Origin of the sequence: Variovorax sp. SPNA7 (genome assembly GCF_033807855.1) — a bacterium.
Taxonomy (GTDB): domain Bacteria; phylum Pseudomonadota; class Gammaproteobacteria; order Burkholderiales; family Burkholderiaceae_C; genus Variovorax; species Variovorax beijingensis.
In genome coordinates, this window is record NZ_CP138513.1 from 735,315 (window position 1) to 753,776 (window position 18,462).

Below are 18,462 nucleotides of genomic sequence, written 5' to 3' on the forward strand. Positions count from 1 at the left end.
AATTTCTATATAAATCAACAACTTAGCGTCGCTATTGGTTTAGGAGCAAAGAGGGAAGGGCTACAGATAATCTTGCGCAGTGCAACACGTGTTTTGTGCATAAGTCGGTGGTCCTACACCGTTTTTATGCTTGACAAACGCCAGGAAATCGATTTTTGGGGCCGCGGCCGCGTCCCTGCGCGGCCGGCGGCTCGTTTACCGTTTTTAACCTTTGCGCAGGGCGCGCGATTGTGCGTGCACGGCCTGCACCAGCGCCGCGACGTGGTCGGGCGGCGTGAACTGGCTGATGCCGTGGCCCAGGTTGAAGATGTGGGTCGGGCCCTTGGCATCGGTATCGGCATGCGGCTTGCCGAAGGCCTGCAGCACCTTCGCCACCTCGGCCTCGATCTGGGCGGGCGGTGCGAACAGCACGTTGGGGTCGATGTTGCCCTGCAGGGCCTTGGCCTTGGCATCCGTACCTTCGCCGACCAGCCGGCGCGCGGCCGAGAGGTTCACGGTCCAGTCGACGCCGAGCACCTCGCAGTCGAGTTCGCGCATGGCCTCGAGCCACAGGCCGCCGCCCTTGGTGAAGACGATGCGCGGCACCGGCTGGCCGTCGGCGCCGTTGCGCTTGAGGCCGGCCAGCACGCGCGCCGTGTAGGCGAGGCTGAATTCCTGGAACGCGCCGTCGGCCAGCACGCCGCCCCAGCTGTCGAACACCATCACGGCCTGCGCACCGGCGTCGATCTGCGCATTGAGGTAGGTGGCCACCGAATCGGCATTGACCGCGAGCAGGCGGTGCATCAGGTCGGGGCGGCTGTAGAGCATGCTCTTCACGAGGCGGTAGTCGCTCGAGCCCGCGCCTTCCACCATGTAGCAGGCCAGCGTCCAGGGGCTGCCAGAAAAGCCGATGAGGGGAACGCGGCCGTCGAGTGCCTTGCGGATCGACGCCACGGCGTCGAACACGTAGCGCAGCCTGGCCATGTCGGGCACTTCGAGCGCCGCGACGGCCGCTTCGTCGCGCACGGGGCGTGCAAAACGCGGGCCTTCGCCGGCCTCGAACGAAAGGCCCAGGCCCATGGCGTCGGGCACGGTGAGGATGTCGGAGAAAAGAATGGCGGCATCGAGCGGATAGCGCTCGAGCGGCTGCAGGGTGACTTCGGTGGCGTAGTCTGTGTTGGTCGCCAGCCCCATGAAGCTGCCGGCCTTGGCGCGGGTGGCCACGTACTCGGGCAGGTAGCGTCCGGCCTGGCGCATGAGCCAGACGGGCGTGTGGTCGGTGGCCTGGCGCCAGCAGGCCCGCAGGAAAGTGTCGTTTTGCAAGGGGGCGAAGGGCATGCCCCGATTGTCGCAGGGGGACTGTGCTTTCTTTTCGAGTGCTGCTGTTCGGGGGGCTGCTGTTCAGGGCGCGTGCACAGGCCACCGGGTACTCCCCTCCGCGAATGTCCCCCGGGCTTCGCCCTCCTCCTTGATTTCGCTGCGGGGAGCACCCGATGCCCTGTGCACCTGGGCACGCTCGTGGTGTACCGCTGATCGACGACCGCTCTGCCCAACGCTCCCGCTGGCGGGGTGCCTTGCGCAGCGAAATAAAGGAGGAGGGCGAAGCCCGGGGGACATTCGCGGAGCAAGGTGCCCCGTCGGCGGGAGCGCGCCCTGAACTGACAAGCGCGCGAGAACCAGAATTCAGACCACAGGCACCCGCACCGAATCCGCAGGATTCACCTGCCGCCGATACAGCAACAACGTCGCCACCAGTCCGCAGACAGCGGCGGCGGTCATCCACAGGCCCGGCGCGCCCTTGTCGCCGGTCATCTCGATCAGGCCGGTGGCAATGGCGGGCGTGAAGCCGCCGAACAGCGCCGTGGCCAGGCTGTAGGCCAGCGAGAAGCCGGCGGTGCGCACATCGACCGGCATCACCTCGGTGAGCGCCACCACCATCGCGCCGTTGTAGCTCGCGTAGAGGAACGACAGCCAGAGCTCCACTTCGAGCATGCGCCCGAAGCTCGGCGCGCCCACCAGCCACTTGAGCGACGGGTACGCGGTGAGGATGGTCAGTACCGTGAACAGGACCAGCAGCGGCTTGCGGCCCACGCGGTCCGACAGCGCACCCATGACCGGCAGCCAGATGAAGTTGGAGATGGCCACGCACAGCGTGACGACCAACGCATCGGTGGTGCCCAGGTGCAGCACCGACTTGCCGAAGGTGGGCGTGTAGACCGTGATCAGGTAGAACGACACGGTGGTCATCGACACCAGCATCATCCCGGCGACGACGAGGCCCCAGTTGGCCACCATCGACCGGAAGATCTCGCGCGCGTCGGGCCGGTGCTTGCGCGCCATGAACTCCTCGGTCTCCTGCAGCGAGCGGCGGATGACGAACAGCACCGGCACGATCAGGCAGCCGACGAAGAACGGAAGGCGCCAGTAGAAGTCGCCGATCTGCTGCGAGGTGAAGGTCACGTTGAGCCAGTAGCCGAGCGCGGCCGCCACGATGATCGCCACCTGCTGGCTGGCCGACTGCCAGCTCACGTAGAAGCCCTTGCGGCCCGGCGTGGCCATCTCCGACAGGTAGACCGAGACGCCGCCCAGCTCCACGCCGGCCGAGAAGCCCTGCAGCAGCCGCCCGGCGAGCACCAGCAGCGGTGCCGCGAAGCCGATGGTGGCGTAGGCCGGCACGCAGGCGATGAGCAGCGTGCCGAGCGCCATCAGCGCGAGCGTGGCGATCAGGCCCTTGCGGCGGCCCACGCGGTCGACATACGCGCCCAGGAAGATCGCGCCCAGCGGCCGCATCAGGAAGCCCGCGCCGAAGGTCATGAAGGTCAGCATCAGCGAGGCGAACTCGTTGCCCGCCGGGAAGAAGGCCTTCGAGATCTGCGTGGCGTAGAAGCCGAACAGGAAGAAGTCGAACATTTCCATGAAATTGCCGCCCGTCACGCGCAGCACGGTGGCGAATTTCGAGGAGGAGGAGGAAGCGCTGGAAGAAGCGGTGCCTGGCGCGGCACGGGCGGCGGCCGCAGCCGGTGGTTGCGCGGCGGAGTGCGCAGGATTCATCTGGTTGTCCCCTTGGGCGATGTCGTTCGCCCGAGGGTAGGCCGGGGTTCCCGACCACCGCCTGACCGCGCGGGTCAGGTACCTGTCACTGCCCGTGGGGCGTCGTCAGCTCTTGTACTTCACCGAGCAGCCGTAGGGCCGCGTGGAGGCCGTCGAGATCGGCTTGCCGCCGAAGGCTTCGCCGAGCGCCTGGTTCACGTAGTTGGTCGCGGTCTTGATGTCGTCGGGCCGGGCCGAGGCGATGCTGTCGATGCCGCCGGCATACACCAGCATGCCCTTGGGATCGATGATGAAGATGTGCGGCGTGGTGCGCGCGCCGTAGGCCTGGCCGATCACGCCGTCCTCGTCCATCAGCACCGCGGTGGGCGCGGCCTTCTGCGACTTCATCCAGGCGTCGAGGGCGGCGGGCTGCAGGTAGTCGCTGGCCGCGCGCTCGGTGGAATTGACCGACAGCCAGACCACGCCCTGTGCCGTGGCGGCCTTCTGCGTGGCGGGCATGTTGCCGCTGTTGTAGTGCTTGCGCACGAAGGGGCAGCCCGGGTTGGTCCACTCGAGCACCACGAACTTGCCGGCAAAGTCGGACAGCTTGTGCTTGGCGCCGCTGGTGTCCACGGCAACGAAATCGGGTGCCTGCTGGCCCACGGCGGGCGCGGCGAAGGCATTGTTGCCCATCAGGAAGGTGGCGCCCAGTGCGACGGCAGCCGCCACCACGGCGCGGCGCGAAGCGCGGCTGAGGGCCGCGCGGGCATGGCGCGCGGCACGAATGGAACGCGAGTCGGACGATGGCGAAAGTGACATGGCCAGCTTGAACTCCAAAAGAAAAAACGAACAACGGCGACAGCTTAGGGCGCTTTGCTCATGTGCATGTGACAACCCATGTCGCGCCGGGGGTCAAAGCTTGGCAAGTGCGGCGCGCACCTCGTCCTTGCCCAGGATCTCGGTCAGCACGACCGGCGCCTTGCCGGGCGCCTGCAGCACGTACAGCGGCACGCCGCTGCGGCCGAGCGCGGTCAGCGCGGCGGTGATGGCGGGGTCGCGGCGCGTCCAGTCGGCGCGCAGCATCGCGACCTTCTTGCTGTCGAAATCGGCCAGCACCTCGGCATCTGCCAGGGTGGCCTTCTTGTTGTACTGGCAGGTCACGCACCACGCGGCCGTGAAGTCGATGAACACCGGCTGCCCGGCGCCCGTGAGCTCGGCCACGCGTGCGGCCGACCAGGGCTGCCAGCGCTGCCCGGCGGTGGTGGCAGCCAGCCTGGCCGGCTCCACCGTCTGCAGCACGTTGCGCCCGATCGCGGCGGCCAGCACCGCGGTGAACGCGACCATCAGCGTGGCAATCACCAGCCGCGTGCGGCCGCGCAGCGTGAGGGCCCAGACGATCGCGGCCATGCACACCAGCAGCGCGAGCAGCGTGCCCGCGCCGTCGATGCCGCTTTGCTGGCCCAGCACCCAGACCAGCCAGGCCACGGTGGCGAACATCGGGAACGCCAACAGCCGGCGCAGCGTGTTCATCCAGGGGCCAGGCCTGGGCAGCAGCAGCGCCACGGCCGGAATGAAACCCGCAACCAGGTACGGCAGCGCCAGGCCCAGGCCCAGCGCGGCGAACAGCAGCAGCGCCTGGGTGGCGGGAAGCCCGATGGCAAAGCCGAGCGAAACGCCCATGAACGGTGCGGTGCAGGGCGAAGCGATCACCACTGCCAGCACGCCCGAAAGAAAGTCGTTGGCAATCGGATGCCGGGCCTGGGCCGAACACAGCGACAGGGGCGCCGCGCGGCCGAACTCGAACACGCCCGCCAGGTTGAGCCCGATCAGCGTGAACAGCGCCGCGAGCGCCGCCACCACGGCCGGCGATTGCAGCTGGAAGCCCCAGCCCAGTTGGGCGCCGGCGGCGCGCAGCGCCAGCATGGCGCCGCCCAGCGCGAGCATCGAGAACATCACGCCGGCGGTGTAGGCCAGGCCCGCGGTGCGGTGTGCGCTGTGGTTGCCGGCCTGCCGCGCAAAGCCCAGCACCTTGATCGCGAGGATCGGGAAGACGCAGGGCATGAGGTTCAGCAGCAGTCCGCCGAGCAGGGCGCCGAGCAGCGCGGCCATCAGCGTGACCGTGGGTTGCGGCGGCAGTTCCGAAGCGGGCGAGGAAGGCGCGGCGGCCGCATTGGCGGCAAGGGCCGCCTGCAGCGCGGGCGAAACCTCCGCGCGCGGCGCCGCGGCCGGCCAGCTGCCGCTGACCGGCGCCTCGGCGCGCCAGGCCACGTGCTGGCCCGGCTGCCGGTCGGACTCGGCCAGCGCCACCACCAGCGGCAGGGTCGTCGGGCTGGCGCTGCGCTGGTCGGCCAGCGGCAGCGTGGCGGTCCAGGTGCCGCCTTGCCAGTTCTGGGTCCAGTCCTTGCCCGATTCGGCGGCGGTGCGGATCAGCTCGGGTGTTTCGGGAAAGAAGCCCAGGGTCTTGCCGTGGGCCGAGGCGGGCAGGCCTTCCAGCCGCACCTGCAGCGTGTTGCCGCTGACCTCGACCGCGCCCGGCTTGCCCAGCGGCTGCGGCTGCGCGGCCTGGGCCGCGTCGAAGTCGGCCTTGTGCAGCGCGGTCGAGCCCTGCAGCGGCAGGGCCAGGGTGAATTCGCCTTCCTCGGGAATGCATTCCTTGCGGCACACCAGCCAGCTGGCCTTGAGCCGCACATCGAGCGTCGATGCGCCGGCGCCCAGGGCCAGCGGCGGCTTGAAATTGCTCGACACCTCGAGCGGCACCGGCAGCAGCACCGTGCCTTCGTAGCCGTAGTTGGCGAGGTTGCCGACCGGAATCTTGCGCGGCACCGGCCAGGCGATGTCGCCGGCCGCCACGCCGCTCGGCAGCGTCCAGTTCAGCTCGGTCGGAAGGCCCGAATCGCCGGCGTTCTTCCAGTAGGTGTGCCACTCGGGCTGGTGGGTGATCTGCAGGCCGACCCAGACCGGTGCGCCGGGCGCAACGCCTTCGGGCGCATGCGCCACCAGTTCGGCGCGCACGTGGGGGGTGGTGACCACCGCTCCCGGCCTGGATGCCAATTGGGCCGCAGCCGGCATGCAGGCTGCGGCGGCTGCTACCAGAAACGTAGCGATGTGAAAGCGGGAAAAGATCATGCCGTCAGTCGGAGCAGGGGAACGGTGCGAAGTTCCGATGGTTGGGGCGGCTCAGGCGGCCCAACTCAGCACCACGCGGCGGCTGTTGGCGCTCTTTTTCTCGATCTTGGTGACCATCACGGCGCCGATCTCGGCGGTGTTTGCAACATGCGTGCCGCCGCAGGGCTGGAAGTCGATCTGCGCCTCGCCCTCGCCGCCGATGCGGATGGTGCGCACCGTGCCCGTGCCGCGCGGCGGCTGCACGCTCATGCTCTTGACCAGCGCCGGGTTGGCGTCGAGCTCCTCGTCGGTGATGGCGCCCACGGTCAGCGGATGCGCGGCTTCCACCAGCCGCGCGAGGCCGGCCGTCAGCGCTTCCTTGTCGAGCGGATCGGTCATGTGGAAGTCGATGCGCGCGTAGTCGGGCGTGATCGAGCAGCCGTTCACCGGCACGGGCACCAGGTGGCAGAGCAGGTGGCTCGCGGTGTGGAAGCGCATCAGCCGGTGGCGGCGCTCCCAGTCGAGGCGGGCGGTCACGGCGCTGCCGGGTTCGAGTTCGGCGAGCAGTTCGGCCTGGCCGGGCGCCGGCACGTGGACGACTTCCTGCGTGGGCTGGCCTTCCTCGTTCTTCGCCTTGCGCGTGTCGGCAATGGCCAGTTCGCGCCCGTCGGCCAATGCCAGCACGCCGGTGTCGCCGGCCTGCCCACCGCCCAGCGGATAGAACACCGTGCGGTCCAGCACGATGCCGGTATCGTCGATGCGCAGGATGCGGGCTTCGCAGGCGCGCAGGTAGGCGTCGGCGCGGAACAGGTCGTCGGTCATGCGGCCGATGGTAGCGGCGATGCGTGAATGGGGTGCGCCCACGCCAAAAAGCGCCCATGGCCGACAGTCCATGCCGGCGCCGTCCTCATGATTTGCCGAAAAGGCGGCCCCCGCGCCGCAGCAACCAAGGAGCGCGAATGAAGGTACCGAGCATCGCCAATTCCTCGCTGGCCTGGATGGCCGCCGTGGCTGCAGCGCTGGCGCTGGCCGGCTGCGGCGAAACCGCCAAGGTGGCGCCCGAGGCCACCATCGGGCCGCGCCCGCAACTGGCCGAACCCAACAAGACGCTGATTCCCACCGTCAACGTGGCCACGGCGGTCGGCTGGACCGACACCGCCGCCCCCAAGCCCGCCCAGGGCCTGCGCGTGAACGCGCTGGCGCGCGGGCTGGACCATCCGCGCTGGGTCTACACGCTGCCCAACGGCGACGTGCTGGTGGCCGAAAGCAACAAGCCGCCCAAGCCCGAAGGCAGCAGCGACGGCGCCGGCGGCCTGATGGGCAAGGTCCGCAACTGGGTCATGGGCAAGGTCATGGGCCGCGCCGGCGCCAACGTGCCCAGCGCCAACCGGATCACGCTGCTGCGCGATGCCGACGGAGACGGCGCGGCCGAGGTGCGGCAGGTCTTCCTGTCGAACCAGAGGTCGCCGTTCGGCATGGCGTTGGTGGGCAACGAGCTGTTCATCGCCAACGCCGACGCGCTCGTCAAGGTGCCCTACACCGAGGGCCAGACCTCGGCCAGCGCAACGCCCACGGTGGTCACGCCGCTGCCCGCGGGCATCAACCACCACTGGACCAAGAACGTGATCGCCAATCTCGAAGGCACCAAGCTCTATGTCACGGTCGGCTCCAACAGCAACATCGGCGAGAACGGGATGGCCGCCGAAGAAGGCCGCGCCGCCATCTGGGAAGTGGACGTGAAGAGCGGCGAAAAGCGCCTGTTCGCGAGCGGCCTGCGCAACCCCAACGGCATGGCCTGGCATCCCGAGACCAAGGCGCTGTGGACCGTGGTCAACGAGCGCGACGAGATCGGCAGCGACCTGGTGCCCGACTACCTGACCTCGGTGAAGGACGGCGCCTTCTACGGCTGGCCCTGGAGCTACTACGGCAGCAAGGTGGATGCGCGCGTCACGCCGCAGAACCCCGAGATGGTGGCCAAGGCCGTTGCGCCGGACTACGCGCTCGGCGCCCACGTCGCGGCGCTGGGCCTGGTCTTTTCGGACGGCCGCGGCCTGCCGCCCCAGTTCGCGGGCGGCGGCGCCTTCATCGGCGAGCACGGCTCCTGGAACCGCAAGCCGAAGTCGGGCTACAAGGTGGTGTTCGTGCCGTTCGCCGGCGGCAAGCCGAGCGGACCGCCGGTCGACGTGCTGACCGGCTTCCTCTCGGCCGACGAAAAGGCGCACGGCCGCCCGGTGGGCGTGGCGCTCGACAAGAGCGGTGCGCTGCTGGTGGCCGACGACGTGGGCAACGTGGTCTGGCGCGTGTCGGCGCAGGCGAAGTAGTAGCGCGCGGCCTTCATCCTTGCTTCGGCCGGGCGATGCGATAGAGCCTGTGCCGCCGCAGCGCATGCCCCTCGGGCACGGCCGGGTGGTCGAAGGCGCCATCCACGTCTTCACGCATGCCCAGGCGCTCCATCACCGCCGCCGAGCGGTGGTTGCCGAGCGCGGTGAACGCCACGATCTCGTCGAATCCGAGCCGCTCGAAACCCACCTGCAGGGCAGCGCGCGCGGCCTCGGTCGCGAGCCCCTGGCCCCACCATTGGCGGGCGAAGCGCCAGCCGATCTCGACGCAGGGCGAAAAGGGCAGCGCGGCCAGCGGCACATTGAGGCCCGTGAAGCCCGCGAACTCGCCCGATGCCTTGTGCTCCACGGCCCAGAGGCCCCAGCCCTGCTCGGCGATGCGGGCCCGGATGCGCGCGGCCAGCGCATCGCTCGCGGCCCGCGTGGGCACGGGCAGCAGGAACTCCATCACCAGCGGATCGGCCGCCAGCGCGGCAAAGGGCGCGAGATCGCTCTCCTTCCACTGGCGCAGCCGAAGGCGCGGGGTTTCGAATTCGATCAGGGGCTGGATGCTGTCTTCGGCCATGCGGCCGATTGTGCTCAGAACCCCGCGAGCACCACCTTGCCCTGCGCCTTGCCGCTCTCGATCAGCGCATGTGCCTTCCGGAGGTTGGCGGCGTTGATGGTGCCGAAGCTCGCATTGGCGGTGGTGCGGATGTGCCCCGCGTCGACCAGCGCGGCCACCTCGGCCAGCAGCGCGCCCTGCTCGGCGATGTCCGGCGTTTCGAAGCGCGAGCGCGCGAACATCATTTCCCAGTGCAGCGAGATGCTCTTGGTCTTGAGCGGCATCGCGTCGAGCGTCGGCAGGTCGTCGATCACCGCGAGCTGGCCCTGGGGCTTCAGGCTTTCGATGATCTGCGCGTAGTGCTGGCCGGTCTGCGTGAGGCTCGCGACCATGTCGACCTCGCCGATGCCCGCGGCCTTGAGTTCGGCCGCGAGCGGCTTCGAATGGTCGATGACCGCGTGGGCGCCGAGTGCCAGGCACCAGGCCCGCGTCTCGGCGCGCGAGGCCGTGGCCACCACGCGCAATTGCGTGAGCTGGCGCGCAAGCTGGATCAGGATCGACCCCACGCCGCCGGCGCCGCCGGTGACCAGCAGCGTCTGGCCCGCACCGCCGTTCTTCGGCACCCGCAGGCGGTCGAACAGCAGCTCGTAGGCGGTGATGGTGGTCAGCGGCAGCGCGGCGGCCTGCGCATCGTCGAGGCTCGTGGGCGCGAGCGCCACGATGCGCTCGTCCACCGCGTGCAGTTCCGAATTGGCGCCGGGCCGCACGATCGAGCCGGCGTAGTACACGCGGTCGCCGACCTTGAAGTTCTTCACGCCGGTGCCGACCGCCTCGACCGTGCCCGCGGCATCCCAGCCCAGCACCTTGGGCTGGCCGGCTTCGGGCGCCATGTTCTTGCGCACCTTGGTGTCGACGGGGTTGACCGAAATGGCCTTCACGCGCACCAGCAGGTCGCGCGGGCCGGCCACGGGGGCGGGCAGTTCGATGTCCTGCAGCGACTCGGCGTTGTCGATGGGCAGGGGCTGGTAGTAGCCGATGGCTTTCATGGTGGATGACCTTTCTTTCTTGAACGATGGCTCGACTGTAGGATGGCAACCAGAAATTGATAAGACCGCCTCAATGAGCAACACTTTCAAATGAAGATTGAAAATCTCTCGGACCTGCAGGTGCTGGTGCAGACCGCCCGCGGCGGCACGCTCACGGCTGCGGCCCATGCGCTGGGCATGACGCCGGCAGCGGCCAGCGCCACGCTCAAGCGGCTGGAAACGCAGCTCGGCGCCCGCCTGTTCGAGCGCTCGACCCGCGCCATGCGCCTGACCTCGCAGGGCCAGACGCTGCTCGACTACGCGGTGCGCGCCTTCGAACTGCTCGCCGAAGGCGAGTCGCTGGTCACGGCCGAGCGCGGCGAACTGGTCGGCACCTTGCGCGTGGCCGCGCCGTCGGACCTCACGCGCAGCACGCTGCTGCCCTGGTTCGACGAATTCCTCGAACTGCACCCGGGCGTGCAGCTGTCGCTGTCCGTCGGCGACCGGCTGCTCGACGTGACGCGCGACGAGGTCGACGTGGCGCTGCGCTACGGTGCGCTGGCCGATTCACGGCTGGTGGCGCGGCCGTTCGCGCTGACCAATCCGCTGCTCACCGCATCGCCCGCCTACCTGCGCCGCCACCCCGCGCCGAAGACGCCGCAGGACCTGGTGCACCACAACTGCCTCACCTTCGACCGCGGCGGGCGCCGCCACCGCACCTGGCGCTTCGCGCAGAACGGACAGTGGACCGAAGTTCGCGTGAAGGGCGACCGCAGCGTGGACGACGCCTCGCTCGCGCGCGAGTGGGCCGTGGCGGGCTTGGGCATCGTGCTGAAGTCGGCGCTCGACGTGCGCGAAGACCTCCGCAAGGGCGCGCTGGTGCGGCTGCTGCCCGAATGGGACACCGAGCCCTATCCGCTGCACGCCTTGCTGCCGAGCGGGCGCTTCGTGCCCGCGCGCGTGAGGGCGCTGGTGGATTTCCTGGCGCTGAAGTTCGAGGCACTGACGGCTGGTTAGATCATCGGCGTCACGGCGCCATCCATCGCAACGATCGCGCCCGTCACATAGCTCGCCTTCGGCGACGCCAGAAAGACGACCGTGTTGGCAATCTCCTGCGGCGTGGCGATGCGCCCGAGCGGCAGCCGGGCCTTGGCGCGCTGCAGCGCTTCGTCGCTGCCGATGCCCTGCAGCTTCGCATCCGCCTTCATGCCTTCCTGCAGCCGCTCGGTCAGCGTGAGGCCGGGGTTCACCGCATTCACGCGCACGCCCTTGGCCGCATAGGCCGCGGCCATGCCGGCGCTCACCAGCATCAGCGCCGCATTGGCGGCGCCACCGGCCATGTGCACCGGGCTCGCGACCTTGCCACCCTGGCCGATCACGTTGACGATCGCGCCGCGGCCGCGCCGGCCCATGCGCTTGACCACCGGATCGATCATGTGGATGTAGGTGAAGTACTTGGCGTCCATCGCGTCGTGCCAGGCGGCGGCATCCAGCTCGTCGGGCGGTGTGCGGCGCGCGGCGCCGGCGGAATTCACCAGCACGTCGACCGGGCCGAAGGCCTGCTCGGCCGCATCGAGCGCGGCCACGGCGCTGGCCGGGTCCTTGAGGTCGGCTGCATGCACCGAGATCCGGCCCTCGGCCTGCGCGAACGCCTCGATCAGCGTCTTGCGGCCCCGCTCCAGGTTCTGCAGGTCGCGCGACACGAGGCTCACGCGCGCGCCCTCCTGCAGGAAGCCCAGCGCGCAGGCCAGGCCGATGCCCTTGCTGCCGCCGGTGATGAGAACGTGCTGGTCCTGGAGCTGGAGATCCATTGAAGAGTCCTTGAAGGGTTGCTGCGAATCGGAGCGATTGAATCACCGACGCGAAACCCCTGCAGGGATGCGGCCGTACCGCTCAGCGCGCGGCGGCCGCCGTTTGCAGCGCGGGCTCCGGCAGGCCGCGGGCCGCGTCCTCGGCATGGCGCAGCTGGCCGTCGCGATCGTGGTGCACCAGCAATTGGCGGGCGCGCTGCCAGGTGGACAGGCGCGCCGGCGGCACGGCGATGTAGGAGGCCAGCGCGAACAGCGACGACTGCTCCTGGTCCGGCGGCGTTTCGCGCAGCTGCTGCAGCCGGCGGAACGGCGCCATCAGCAGCATCGAGACCAGGATCACGCCGATCACGGTGGCATAGAGGCCGAGCAGGTGCAGCACCTCGGGCTGCGAGCGCGCGCCGAGCACGTAGGGCCATGCGTACCAGATCGCGCAGAACCAGATCGCCACGGTGACGGCCGGGCGCAGCACGCGCAGCCACAGGTACATGGCCAGCGTGCGCTGCGGCGAGCGGCCGCTGCCGAAGGCGCGCAGCGAAATGCGCGCGGCGTCGATGATCGGCTCTTCCCCCGCGGGCTGGCCCCAGGAGCGGCGCCGCACCGGCGGCAGGATGTGGGATTCAGGGTGGTGGTGCATCGGAAACTCCTCGGTCGGGGCTCGTCCACACCGCACGCTTGCCGCGGCGGCGCATCAGGGCTTTGGGAAGGGCGATGACGGTGGCCGCCATCGTGATGGTCCAGAAAGCGATCGGGTACCAGATCGTTCCGGCGAAATAGCGCAGCAGGTCGCGGTCGTAGCGGCGATCGATCCACAGGCTCAGCAGCATCTGCAGGATGCAGGTCATGGCAAGCAGCGTGCCCTGCCAGTGCGGCAGCAGCGCCGAATGCCACGCCGACGCCGCGGGCAGCCAGGGCCGCAGAAAGCCGATGAGCAGCACGAGCGCCATCGCATAGGCCCACACCACGCTGACCATGTACTCGGCATAGACCAGCCACATGCGCCATTGCCGCGGCCGCAGGATGCGCGGGGTGTAGCGCAGCATGGTCTGGATGCCGCCGACGGCCCAGCGCAGGCGCTGCTTCCAGAGGCCGCGCAGGGTTTCGGGCATGAGGATCCAGCACAGCGCGCGCGGCTCGAAGCGCAGCTGCCAGCCGCCGAGCTGGAGCTTCCAGCTCATGTCGATGTCCTCGGTGAGCACGTCGGGGCTCCAGAAGCCCACGTCGATCACGGCGCGGCGGCGGAACATCGCGATCACGCCCGACACCGTGAACAGCGTGCCCACCAGCTGCTGCGAGCGCTTGATGAGCCCGATGATCGAGGAGAACTCGCCCACCTGCATGCGCCCGAGCAGCGTGGTGCGGGTGCGGATGCGCGGGTTGCCGGTCACGGCGCCGATGCGCTCGGACTCCAGCATCGGGTTCAGCATCCAGGCAATCGCGTTGGCGTCCACCAGCGCATCACCGTCGATGCCGAGGATGTACTCGCCGCGCGCGAGCTGGCAGGCGGTGTTCAGGCCCACGGCCTTGCCCTGGTTGCTCGCGTTGTGGATCACGCGCAGCCGGCTGTATTCCTGCGTCATCGCGTCGAGCAGCTCGCCCGTGCCGTCGGTGCTGCCGTCGTTGACGGCGATCACCTCGAAGTTCGGATAGCGCGTGCGCATCAGCTGCTCGATCACCTCGCGCAGGTGGGGCGCCTCGTTGAAGCAGGGCACCACCACCGTCACCAGGGGCTGCGACGCAAGCACTTGCAGCGGATCGATCTCGACGTCACTCCGGCGCTCGAACACCCAGGCATGCGACAGCCCGCCCGCCATCCATACGTACGCCATGAAGAAGGGGTAGTAGAAGACGAAGCCGAACAGCAGCGGCGGCAGCGCTTCGGACAGGGCTTGGAGGGTGGTCATGGCGAGCGGCCTTCTTCCGCGGATGCCGCGGATGTCGCGGCGGACGTTGGCGCTGGTGCTGGTGCTGGTGCTGGTGCAGGCAGCGCGCGCGGCAGCAGCGCGCGCACCGAGATCGCGCGGCGCACCACCTCGAGCGAGGGCTGGTTGGCCAGGAAGTCGTCGGGGTAGTAGCCCAGGTGCCGCACGCCCATGCGGTGCAGCAGTGCCCACTGGCGCGCGAGTTCCTCGTCGGGCACGGGCTGGCCGGTGCGCCAGTCGCGGGCCTGCAGTTCGAAGACGGTGCCGTCCAGGCCGCGCGGCGTGCCGGCCGCGCGGCGCGCAAGGCGTGCGAGCCAGGCCTGCGCATCGGCTTCGCGCTCCATCCGCGGCATGGCCATCAGCGCCACGTAGTCGTAGGCCGCGAGCGAGGCTTCGTAGTTCTGCGCAAACCATTGTTCCGCGGCGGGTTCGAGCACCGGCCGCGCATAGAGATTGCGCGCAGTTTCCAGCCCGGGCCGCCAGGCGCCTGCGCGCGCGGCGAGCTCCCGGGTGAATTCCGTCAGGTGGCGCGTCTTGGCGCCGGTCCAGCGCGCCATCAGGGCCGGGTCGGCGCGGATGGCGGCCACGTCGGCCGGCAAGCCCCAGCGGCCGTATTCGGCGAGCGCGGGCGGGCTTGCGTCTTCGTCGTCCGACAGCATCGCGTCGTCATGGAACAGCAGGCCCTCGAAGAAGGCATGGCGCCCGAGGTCTTCGTAGATGCCGCCGACCAGCGCGCGCACTTCGGGGTCGAAGGGCGACAGCCGGTGGTAGCGGTCCGCGGGTGTGCCGCCGTCCATGGTGCGCACCGTATGCGCCGCGAGCGGGTGGGAGGCCGGCAGGCGAAACGCCATCACCGGCATCCATGCATAGACCTTCACGCCGGTGCGGCTGCGCAATTGCCAGGCGACGCGGCTGAAGAGGTCGGCGCGCACCGGCAGCTGGCGGTTCGGGAAGTAGAGCGCATCGGCCACGCCGTCGCCGTCGGGGTCGGCATAGGCCTGCAGGAACACGGAGCGAGGCCGGATGGCCGCGACGCGGTCGAGCAGGGCCGAGAGGTTGCGTTCCTGCTGGGCGGGATCGGGGTCGTAGACGTAGTCCAGGTCGACGTGCATCACGCGGTTGACCGGACGCAGCTCGCCGCCCACGGGGCTGCTCAGCAGCCGGGCGTATTCGGGCGCCTCGTTGTCGTAGGCCACCAGTGCGCGGCGAATCTGCGAGAGCGGCACCGAGGCCGTGTTCGGCCCGTCGTCGAGCGTAAAGGTGACAGGCATCCCCGCGCGCTCGGCTGCCTTCAATGCCGTGCTGTTGTAGGCGCCGTAGGGCCACACCATCGCGCGCACCTTGGCGCCGGTGCGGGCCTCGATGATGCCGCGGCTGCGGCGCAGGTCGGATTCGATGCGCTGCGCGTAGGCGGCGTCGTCCTCGTAGCGGCCCGTGGCCGGGTCGTAGCGGTGCGTTGCGGCGGACGGCAGCATGTTGCCCTGCGGATTGGCCTGCACGCCGTTGTGCATCGCATGGCTGTGGCTTGCCAGTTCGACCAGGCCGGAGCGCGCCATCTCGGCGGCCTCGCTCCAGCGCAGGAAGTCGTCGCGCGGCGCGGGCTTGTCGCCGTAGGGAACGCTTGCGCCCTCCGGCACGTCGAGCCAGCTGGTCACCAGGGCCAGCAGCGCGGGATAGCCGAAGCGCTTGAGCAGCGGGAAGACCTTGGTGTAGGCACTGCGGTAGCCGTCGTCGAAGCTCAGCAGCACGGGCTTCGGGGGCAGCGGCCGGCCGCCGGCGCGCGCATCGATCGCCTGCTGCAGGCTGATGGGGTGGTAGCCGTTGTGCCGCAGCCAGGCGAACACCTCGGCCAGCGTGCGCTCGTCGATGGCAGTGCCGTCGGGCGAACTCTCGAAGCTCGCACGCACGTTGCTGCGCACGTCGTGGAAGGAGAGCACGCGAAAGCTCACGCCATCGTCGGGGTCGGCGGGCGGCAGCGGCTGCGCTGCGCCGGGAAGCGCGAGCGACAGCAGCAGCCAGGCCATGGTGGCGCGCACGAGGATGAACAGGTCGGTTCGCATCAGGGCAGGGGCATCGAAAGGTTCAGGAAGACGCTGCGCTGCCGTTCGCGCACGCCGTCGTAGGGATGGCTGGAGATGCCCAGCCCGTAGCGCAGGGTCAGCTTCGGGCCCAGGTTCCACCTGTGCTCGTAGCGCAGGCTCCACAGCGGGCCGGTGCCGAAGCCGGCCTGGCGATAGCTGCCGCCGCCGATCTCCACGGCCTGGAAGAACTGCCTGTCGTCGCTCTTCCAGTTGAGCCATTGCGCACGCACGGTGAGCAGGGCGCTGGCATCACGGGACGGGCTGAAGTACGCGGCCTCCTGCTGCCTGCCGCGGCTGGTGCCGGCGCCGAGCCGCGTCTCGAGCTGGAAGCGCGGCGTGCTGACCCAGCGTTCGCGCCAGGTGAGGTCGAGGCCGTTGCGCAGGTTGCCGTCGCTGAAGTCGAGCCGCTGCCATTGCAGCTCGAAGCGGCGCGCCTCGTTGACCACGTGGCTCAGGGCCAGGCCGCTCTCGCGCGCGCCGATGCCTGCGATGCGTGCCTTCCAGGGCAGATCCTTGCTGTCGCCGTCGAAGGTGGCCGAAAGCCGCCATGCGTCCCCGGCGCGGTAGTCGATGCGTCCGGCCGCGCTGCTGCGGTAGGGCCCGGTGTTCGAATGCTGCACGGCGCCCTCCGCCAGCCAGCGGCCGCGCTGCCAGGCGAGGCCGATGCCGCCGCGCGCCCAGTTTCCGTTGCCGTCCGAGGTGTCTGCGCGGCCCAGTACCTGGTCGTAGAAGACGCGCCATTCGTCGTCGATCAGGCCCGAGCTGAGGCGGCTCGCCACACGCCATTCGCGATTGGCGATGGCGGCACCGCCGGAAGCTGCCTCGGCATCGAGATCGAGCCGCGGGCCGGTGGCTGCGCGCCGCTTGCGGGCCAGGTCGCGCACCTGGGCGGTGTCGGGCGCGTCGGCCTCGAGCGATTCGGCGCGGCGGCGGGCCTCGCGGAATTCGCCCGCGTCGAGCAGCGCCTCGACGTGGCCGGCGCGTGCGCCGATGTCATGCGGGTGGTCGGCGGCCAGTGCCTCGTAGCGCGCGAGCGCCGCCTCGGGGCGATCGCGCAGCCGTTCGGCGAGGCCCGCACCCGCCGCGAATCCGGCGTTGAGAGGCGCTTCGCCCGTGAGCAGGGCGAAGCGCTGTTGCGCGAGCGCATGCTGGTCGCCGTAGAGCAGCAGCATGGCGCGCATGCCGTTCGCTTCGGTGTACTCGCCGTTCGGCAGGCCCGCTTCGGGGGCGAGGCGCAGCGTGGCGGGCGTGGCGCCTTCGATGCGCGCGAGCAGCGCATCGGCTTCCTCGAAGCGGCCGGTATCGAGGTAGGCGTAGGCCAGCCCCCGGTAGATCGGATCGGCCGTCGGCAGCGCCGGGCCGCTGCCGGCCACGGCCGCCTCGAACAGCGGCACGGCGTCGACCGAGCGGCGTTCCTGCGCGAAGGCACGGGCCGCGGCGCCGAGCCCATAGGGCGGCAGTGCCGATCCGTCGGCGCGCAGTGCCTCGTACAGCGCAATGGCGTCGGCGGGCCGGCCACGCTCGACAAGCGCCAGCAGCCGGTCGGACTGCAGCCGCAGGCGAACGGAACGCCATGCATCGGCATCGGCCGGGTCGGCGTGCAGTGCCGATGCGTCGAGCCGGACCAGCGCGATCTCCTGCTGCGCGAGCACCTTGTCGAGCGCAGCCACGCGCGCCGTTCCGATGCGCTCGTCGCGCTCCAGCACCGCCCAGCGCAGTTGCTGCGCGAGCGCCTGCTGCTGCAGCGTGGACAAGGCCAGCGCCGTGAAGGTGCCGGGATTCGCGTGCTCCGCCGCTTCGGCTTCCTCGAAGGCCGCGGATGCGGCGCCGCTCGACGCCAGCAGCAGTCCGGCTTCGCGCTGCGCATCGCGCGACGCCGGCAGGCGCGCCCGCCAGGCGGCGATGGCCTCGCCCTGCAGCGCGAGGTCCTGCGTGCGGCGTGCCGCCAGGACCAGCGGGCCGAGCGCGTAGTCATGCAAGCTGGCAGGCGGCCCTTGGCGGCCCAGCGCCGCGGCTTCGGCGAACTGGCCGTCCGCGGCCGCGATCGCCACGGCATCGGAGACGACGCGCTGCCGCTCGGCATGGCCCAGCGCTGCCGCGAGCCACGCCTTCAGTTGCTGCAGCGCTTGCGGCGGCGCGATGCGGTTCGCGCGATATGCAGTAATGAGCGCGTCGTGCCGCTGTGGATCGTAGGAGGAAGCGGCGGTGCGATCGGCCGCCGCGGGCGATGCGGACGATGCAATGGCAGCCGGTGCCGCAACTGCAGCGGAGGCGCCGAACGCCAGCAGGCAGACGGCCGGAGGCAGCTTCCGCACAGCCTGTGCGAGGTATCGAGGCCACGGGCCGGCCGGCGCCGAATTGCGCCCAGCCACGACCGTGCCTCCATCGTTCTTGTGGATTGGCACTCTGCTCCCTTTGATTGCACTCCCTGTACGGCGAATCGCCGTTCAGGGCAGAACTTTTCGAAGCCACGAAAGCTGTATTGAAAAGTTCCTAAAAAGTGACTCTATGGGAGTTTGTTAACAAATGGCTCACAAGCAGCGAAAGATGTGGCCGGAGCGTGAACTGAGTCGCAGATCGATGGGCATGAAGGCATCCGCGAGCGCATCGCGTGGCCATCTGGGCGCCG

14 protein-coding genes are annotated in these 18,462 nt (G+C 69.8%); 2 read left to right on the plus strand and 12 right to left on the minus strand.

Annotated elements, in window-relative coordinates:
* Window positions 1-204: 204 nt before the first annotated feature.
* The 5 genes from hemE to RZE77_RS03330 all read right to left on the minus strand — a co-directional run bounded on the left by hemE (window position 205) and on the right by RZE77_RS03330 (window position 6,936).
* On the minus strand, window positions 205-1,317 hold the full coding sequence (gene hemE, locus RZE77_RS03310; RefSeq protein ID WP_319440678.1) for a uroporphyrinogen decarboxylase: 1,113 nt from the start codon (window positions 1,315-1,317) through the stop codon (window positions 205-207).
* Between the two features lie 345 nt (window positions 1,318-1,662).
* Window positions 1,663-3,030, minus strand: coding sequence for an MFS transporter (gene tcuC, locus RZE77_RS03315; protein WP_319440679.1), 1,368 nt, complete (start codon window positions 3,028-3,030; stop codon window positions 1,663-1,665).
* A 105-nt stretch (window positions 3,031-3,135) separates the two neighbouring features.
* Complete coding sequence (locus RZE77_RS03320; RefSeq protein ID WP_174545058.1) at window positions 3,136-3,828, minus strand: thioredoxin family protein; 693 nt, start codon at window positions 3,826-3,828, stop codon at window positions 3,136-3,138.
* 93 nt (window positions 3,829-3,921) lie between these two features.
* Window positions 3,922-6,135, minus strand: coding sequence for a protein-disulfide reductase DsbD family protein (locus tag RZE77_RS03325; RefSeq protein WP_405546924.1), 2,214 nt, complete (start codon window positions 6,133-6,135; stop codon window positions 3,922-3,924).
* A 51-nt stretch (window positions 6,136-6,186) separates the two neighbouring features.
* A complete protein-coding gene (locus RZE77_RS03330) occupies window positions 6,187-6,936 on the minus strand; it encodes an alanyl-tRNA editing protein (RefSeq protein WP_319440681.1) in 750 nt (249 codons plus the stop codon).
* Window positions 6,937-7,073: 137 nt separating this feature from the next.
* On the opposite strand from RZE77_RS03330, the gene RZE77_RS03335 reads away from it, so the two are divergent.
* A complete protein-coding gene (locus RZE77_RS03335; RefSeq protein ID WP_319440682.1) occupies window positions 7,074-8,435 on the plus strand; it encodes a PQQ-dependent sugar dehydrogenase in 1,362 nt (453 codons plus the stop codon).
* 13 nt (window positions 8,436-8,448) lie between these two features.
* Here the strand turns inward: RZE77_RS03335 and RZE77_RS03340 are convergent, their stop codons facing one another.
* The gene (locus tag RZE77_RS03340; protein ID WP_319440683.1) at window positions 8,449-9,018 is read right to left on the minus strand and encodes a GNAT family N-acetyltransferase; all 570 of its coding nucleotides are present in this window, start codon (window positions 9,016-9,018) and stop codon (window positions 8,449-8,451) included.
* A 14-nt stretch (window positions 9,019-9,032) separates the two neighbouring features.
* Window positions 9,033-10,043 carry a zinc-binding alcohol dehydrogenase family protein gene (locus RZE77_RS03345; RefSeq protein ID WP_319440684.1) on the minus strand — a complete coding sequence of 337 codons (1,011 nt, stop codon included), beginning with the start codon at window positions 10,041-10,043 and terminating at the stop codon, window positions 9,033-9,035.
* A 90-nt stretch (window positions 10,044-10,133) separates the two neighbouring features.
* Between RZE77_RS03345 and RZE77_RS03350 the strand changes: the two genes are divergently transcribed.
* Window positions 10,134-11,039 carry a LysR family transcriptional regulator gene (locus tag RZE77_RS03350; RefSeq protein ID WP_319440685.1) on the plus strand — a complete coding sequence of 302 codons (906 nt, stop codon included), beginning with the start codon at window positions 10,134-10,136 and terminating at the stop codon, window positions 11,037-11,039.
* On the opposite strand, the gene RZE77_RS03355 is transcribed toward RZE77_RS03350, so the two are convergent.
* The 5 genes from RZE77_RS03355 to pgaA all read right to left on the minus strand — a co-directional run bounded on the left by RZE77_RS03355 (window position 11,036) and on the right by pgaA (window position 18,148).
* Entirely contained in the window at window positions 11,036-11,833 is a 798-nt protein-coding gene (locus tag RZE77_RS03355; RefSeq protein WP_319440686.1) for an SDR family oxidoreductase, read from the minus strand. The genes RZE77_RS03350 and RZE77_RS03355 overlap by 4 nt on opposite strands.
* An 82-nt stretch (window positions 11,834-11,915) precedes the next feature.
* A complete protein-coding gene (locus RZE77_RS03360; protein WP_319440687.1) occupies window positions 11,916-12,467 on the minus strand; it encodes a PgaD family protein in 552 nt (183 codons plus the stop codon).
* Window positions 12,451-13,734 carry a poly-beta-1,6-N-acetyl-D-glucosamine synthase gene (gene pgaC, locus RZE77_RS03365; protein WP_319440688.1) on the minus strand — a complete coding sequence of 428 codons (1,284 nt, stop codon included), beginning with the start codon at window positions 13,732-13,734 and terminating at the stop codon, window positions 12,451-12,453. Before pgaC ends, RZE77_RS03360 begins: the two co-directional genes overlap by 17 nt.
* The gene (gene pgaB / locus RZE77_RS03370; RefSeq protein ID WP_319440689.1) at window positions 13,731-15,812 is read right to left on the minus strand and encodes a poly-beta-1,6-N-acetyl-D-glucosamine N-deacetylase PgaB; all 2,082 of its coding nucleotides are present in this window, start codon (window positions 15,810-15,812) and stop codon (window positions 13,731-13,733) included. The genes pgaC and pgaB overlap by 4 nt, the downstream gene beginning before the upstream one ends.
* Entirely contained in the window at window positions 15,812-18,148 is a 2,337-nt protein-coding gene (gene pgaA / locus RZE77_RS03375; RefSeq protein WP_319440690.1) for a poly-beta-1,6 N-acetyl-D-glucosamine export porin PgaA, read from the minus strand. The genes pgaB and pgaA overlap by 1 nt, the downstream gene beginning before the upstream one ends.
* Window positions 18,149-18,462 lie beyond the last annotated feature (314 nt).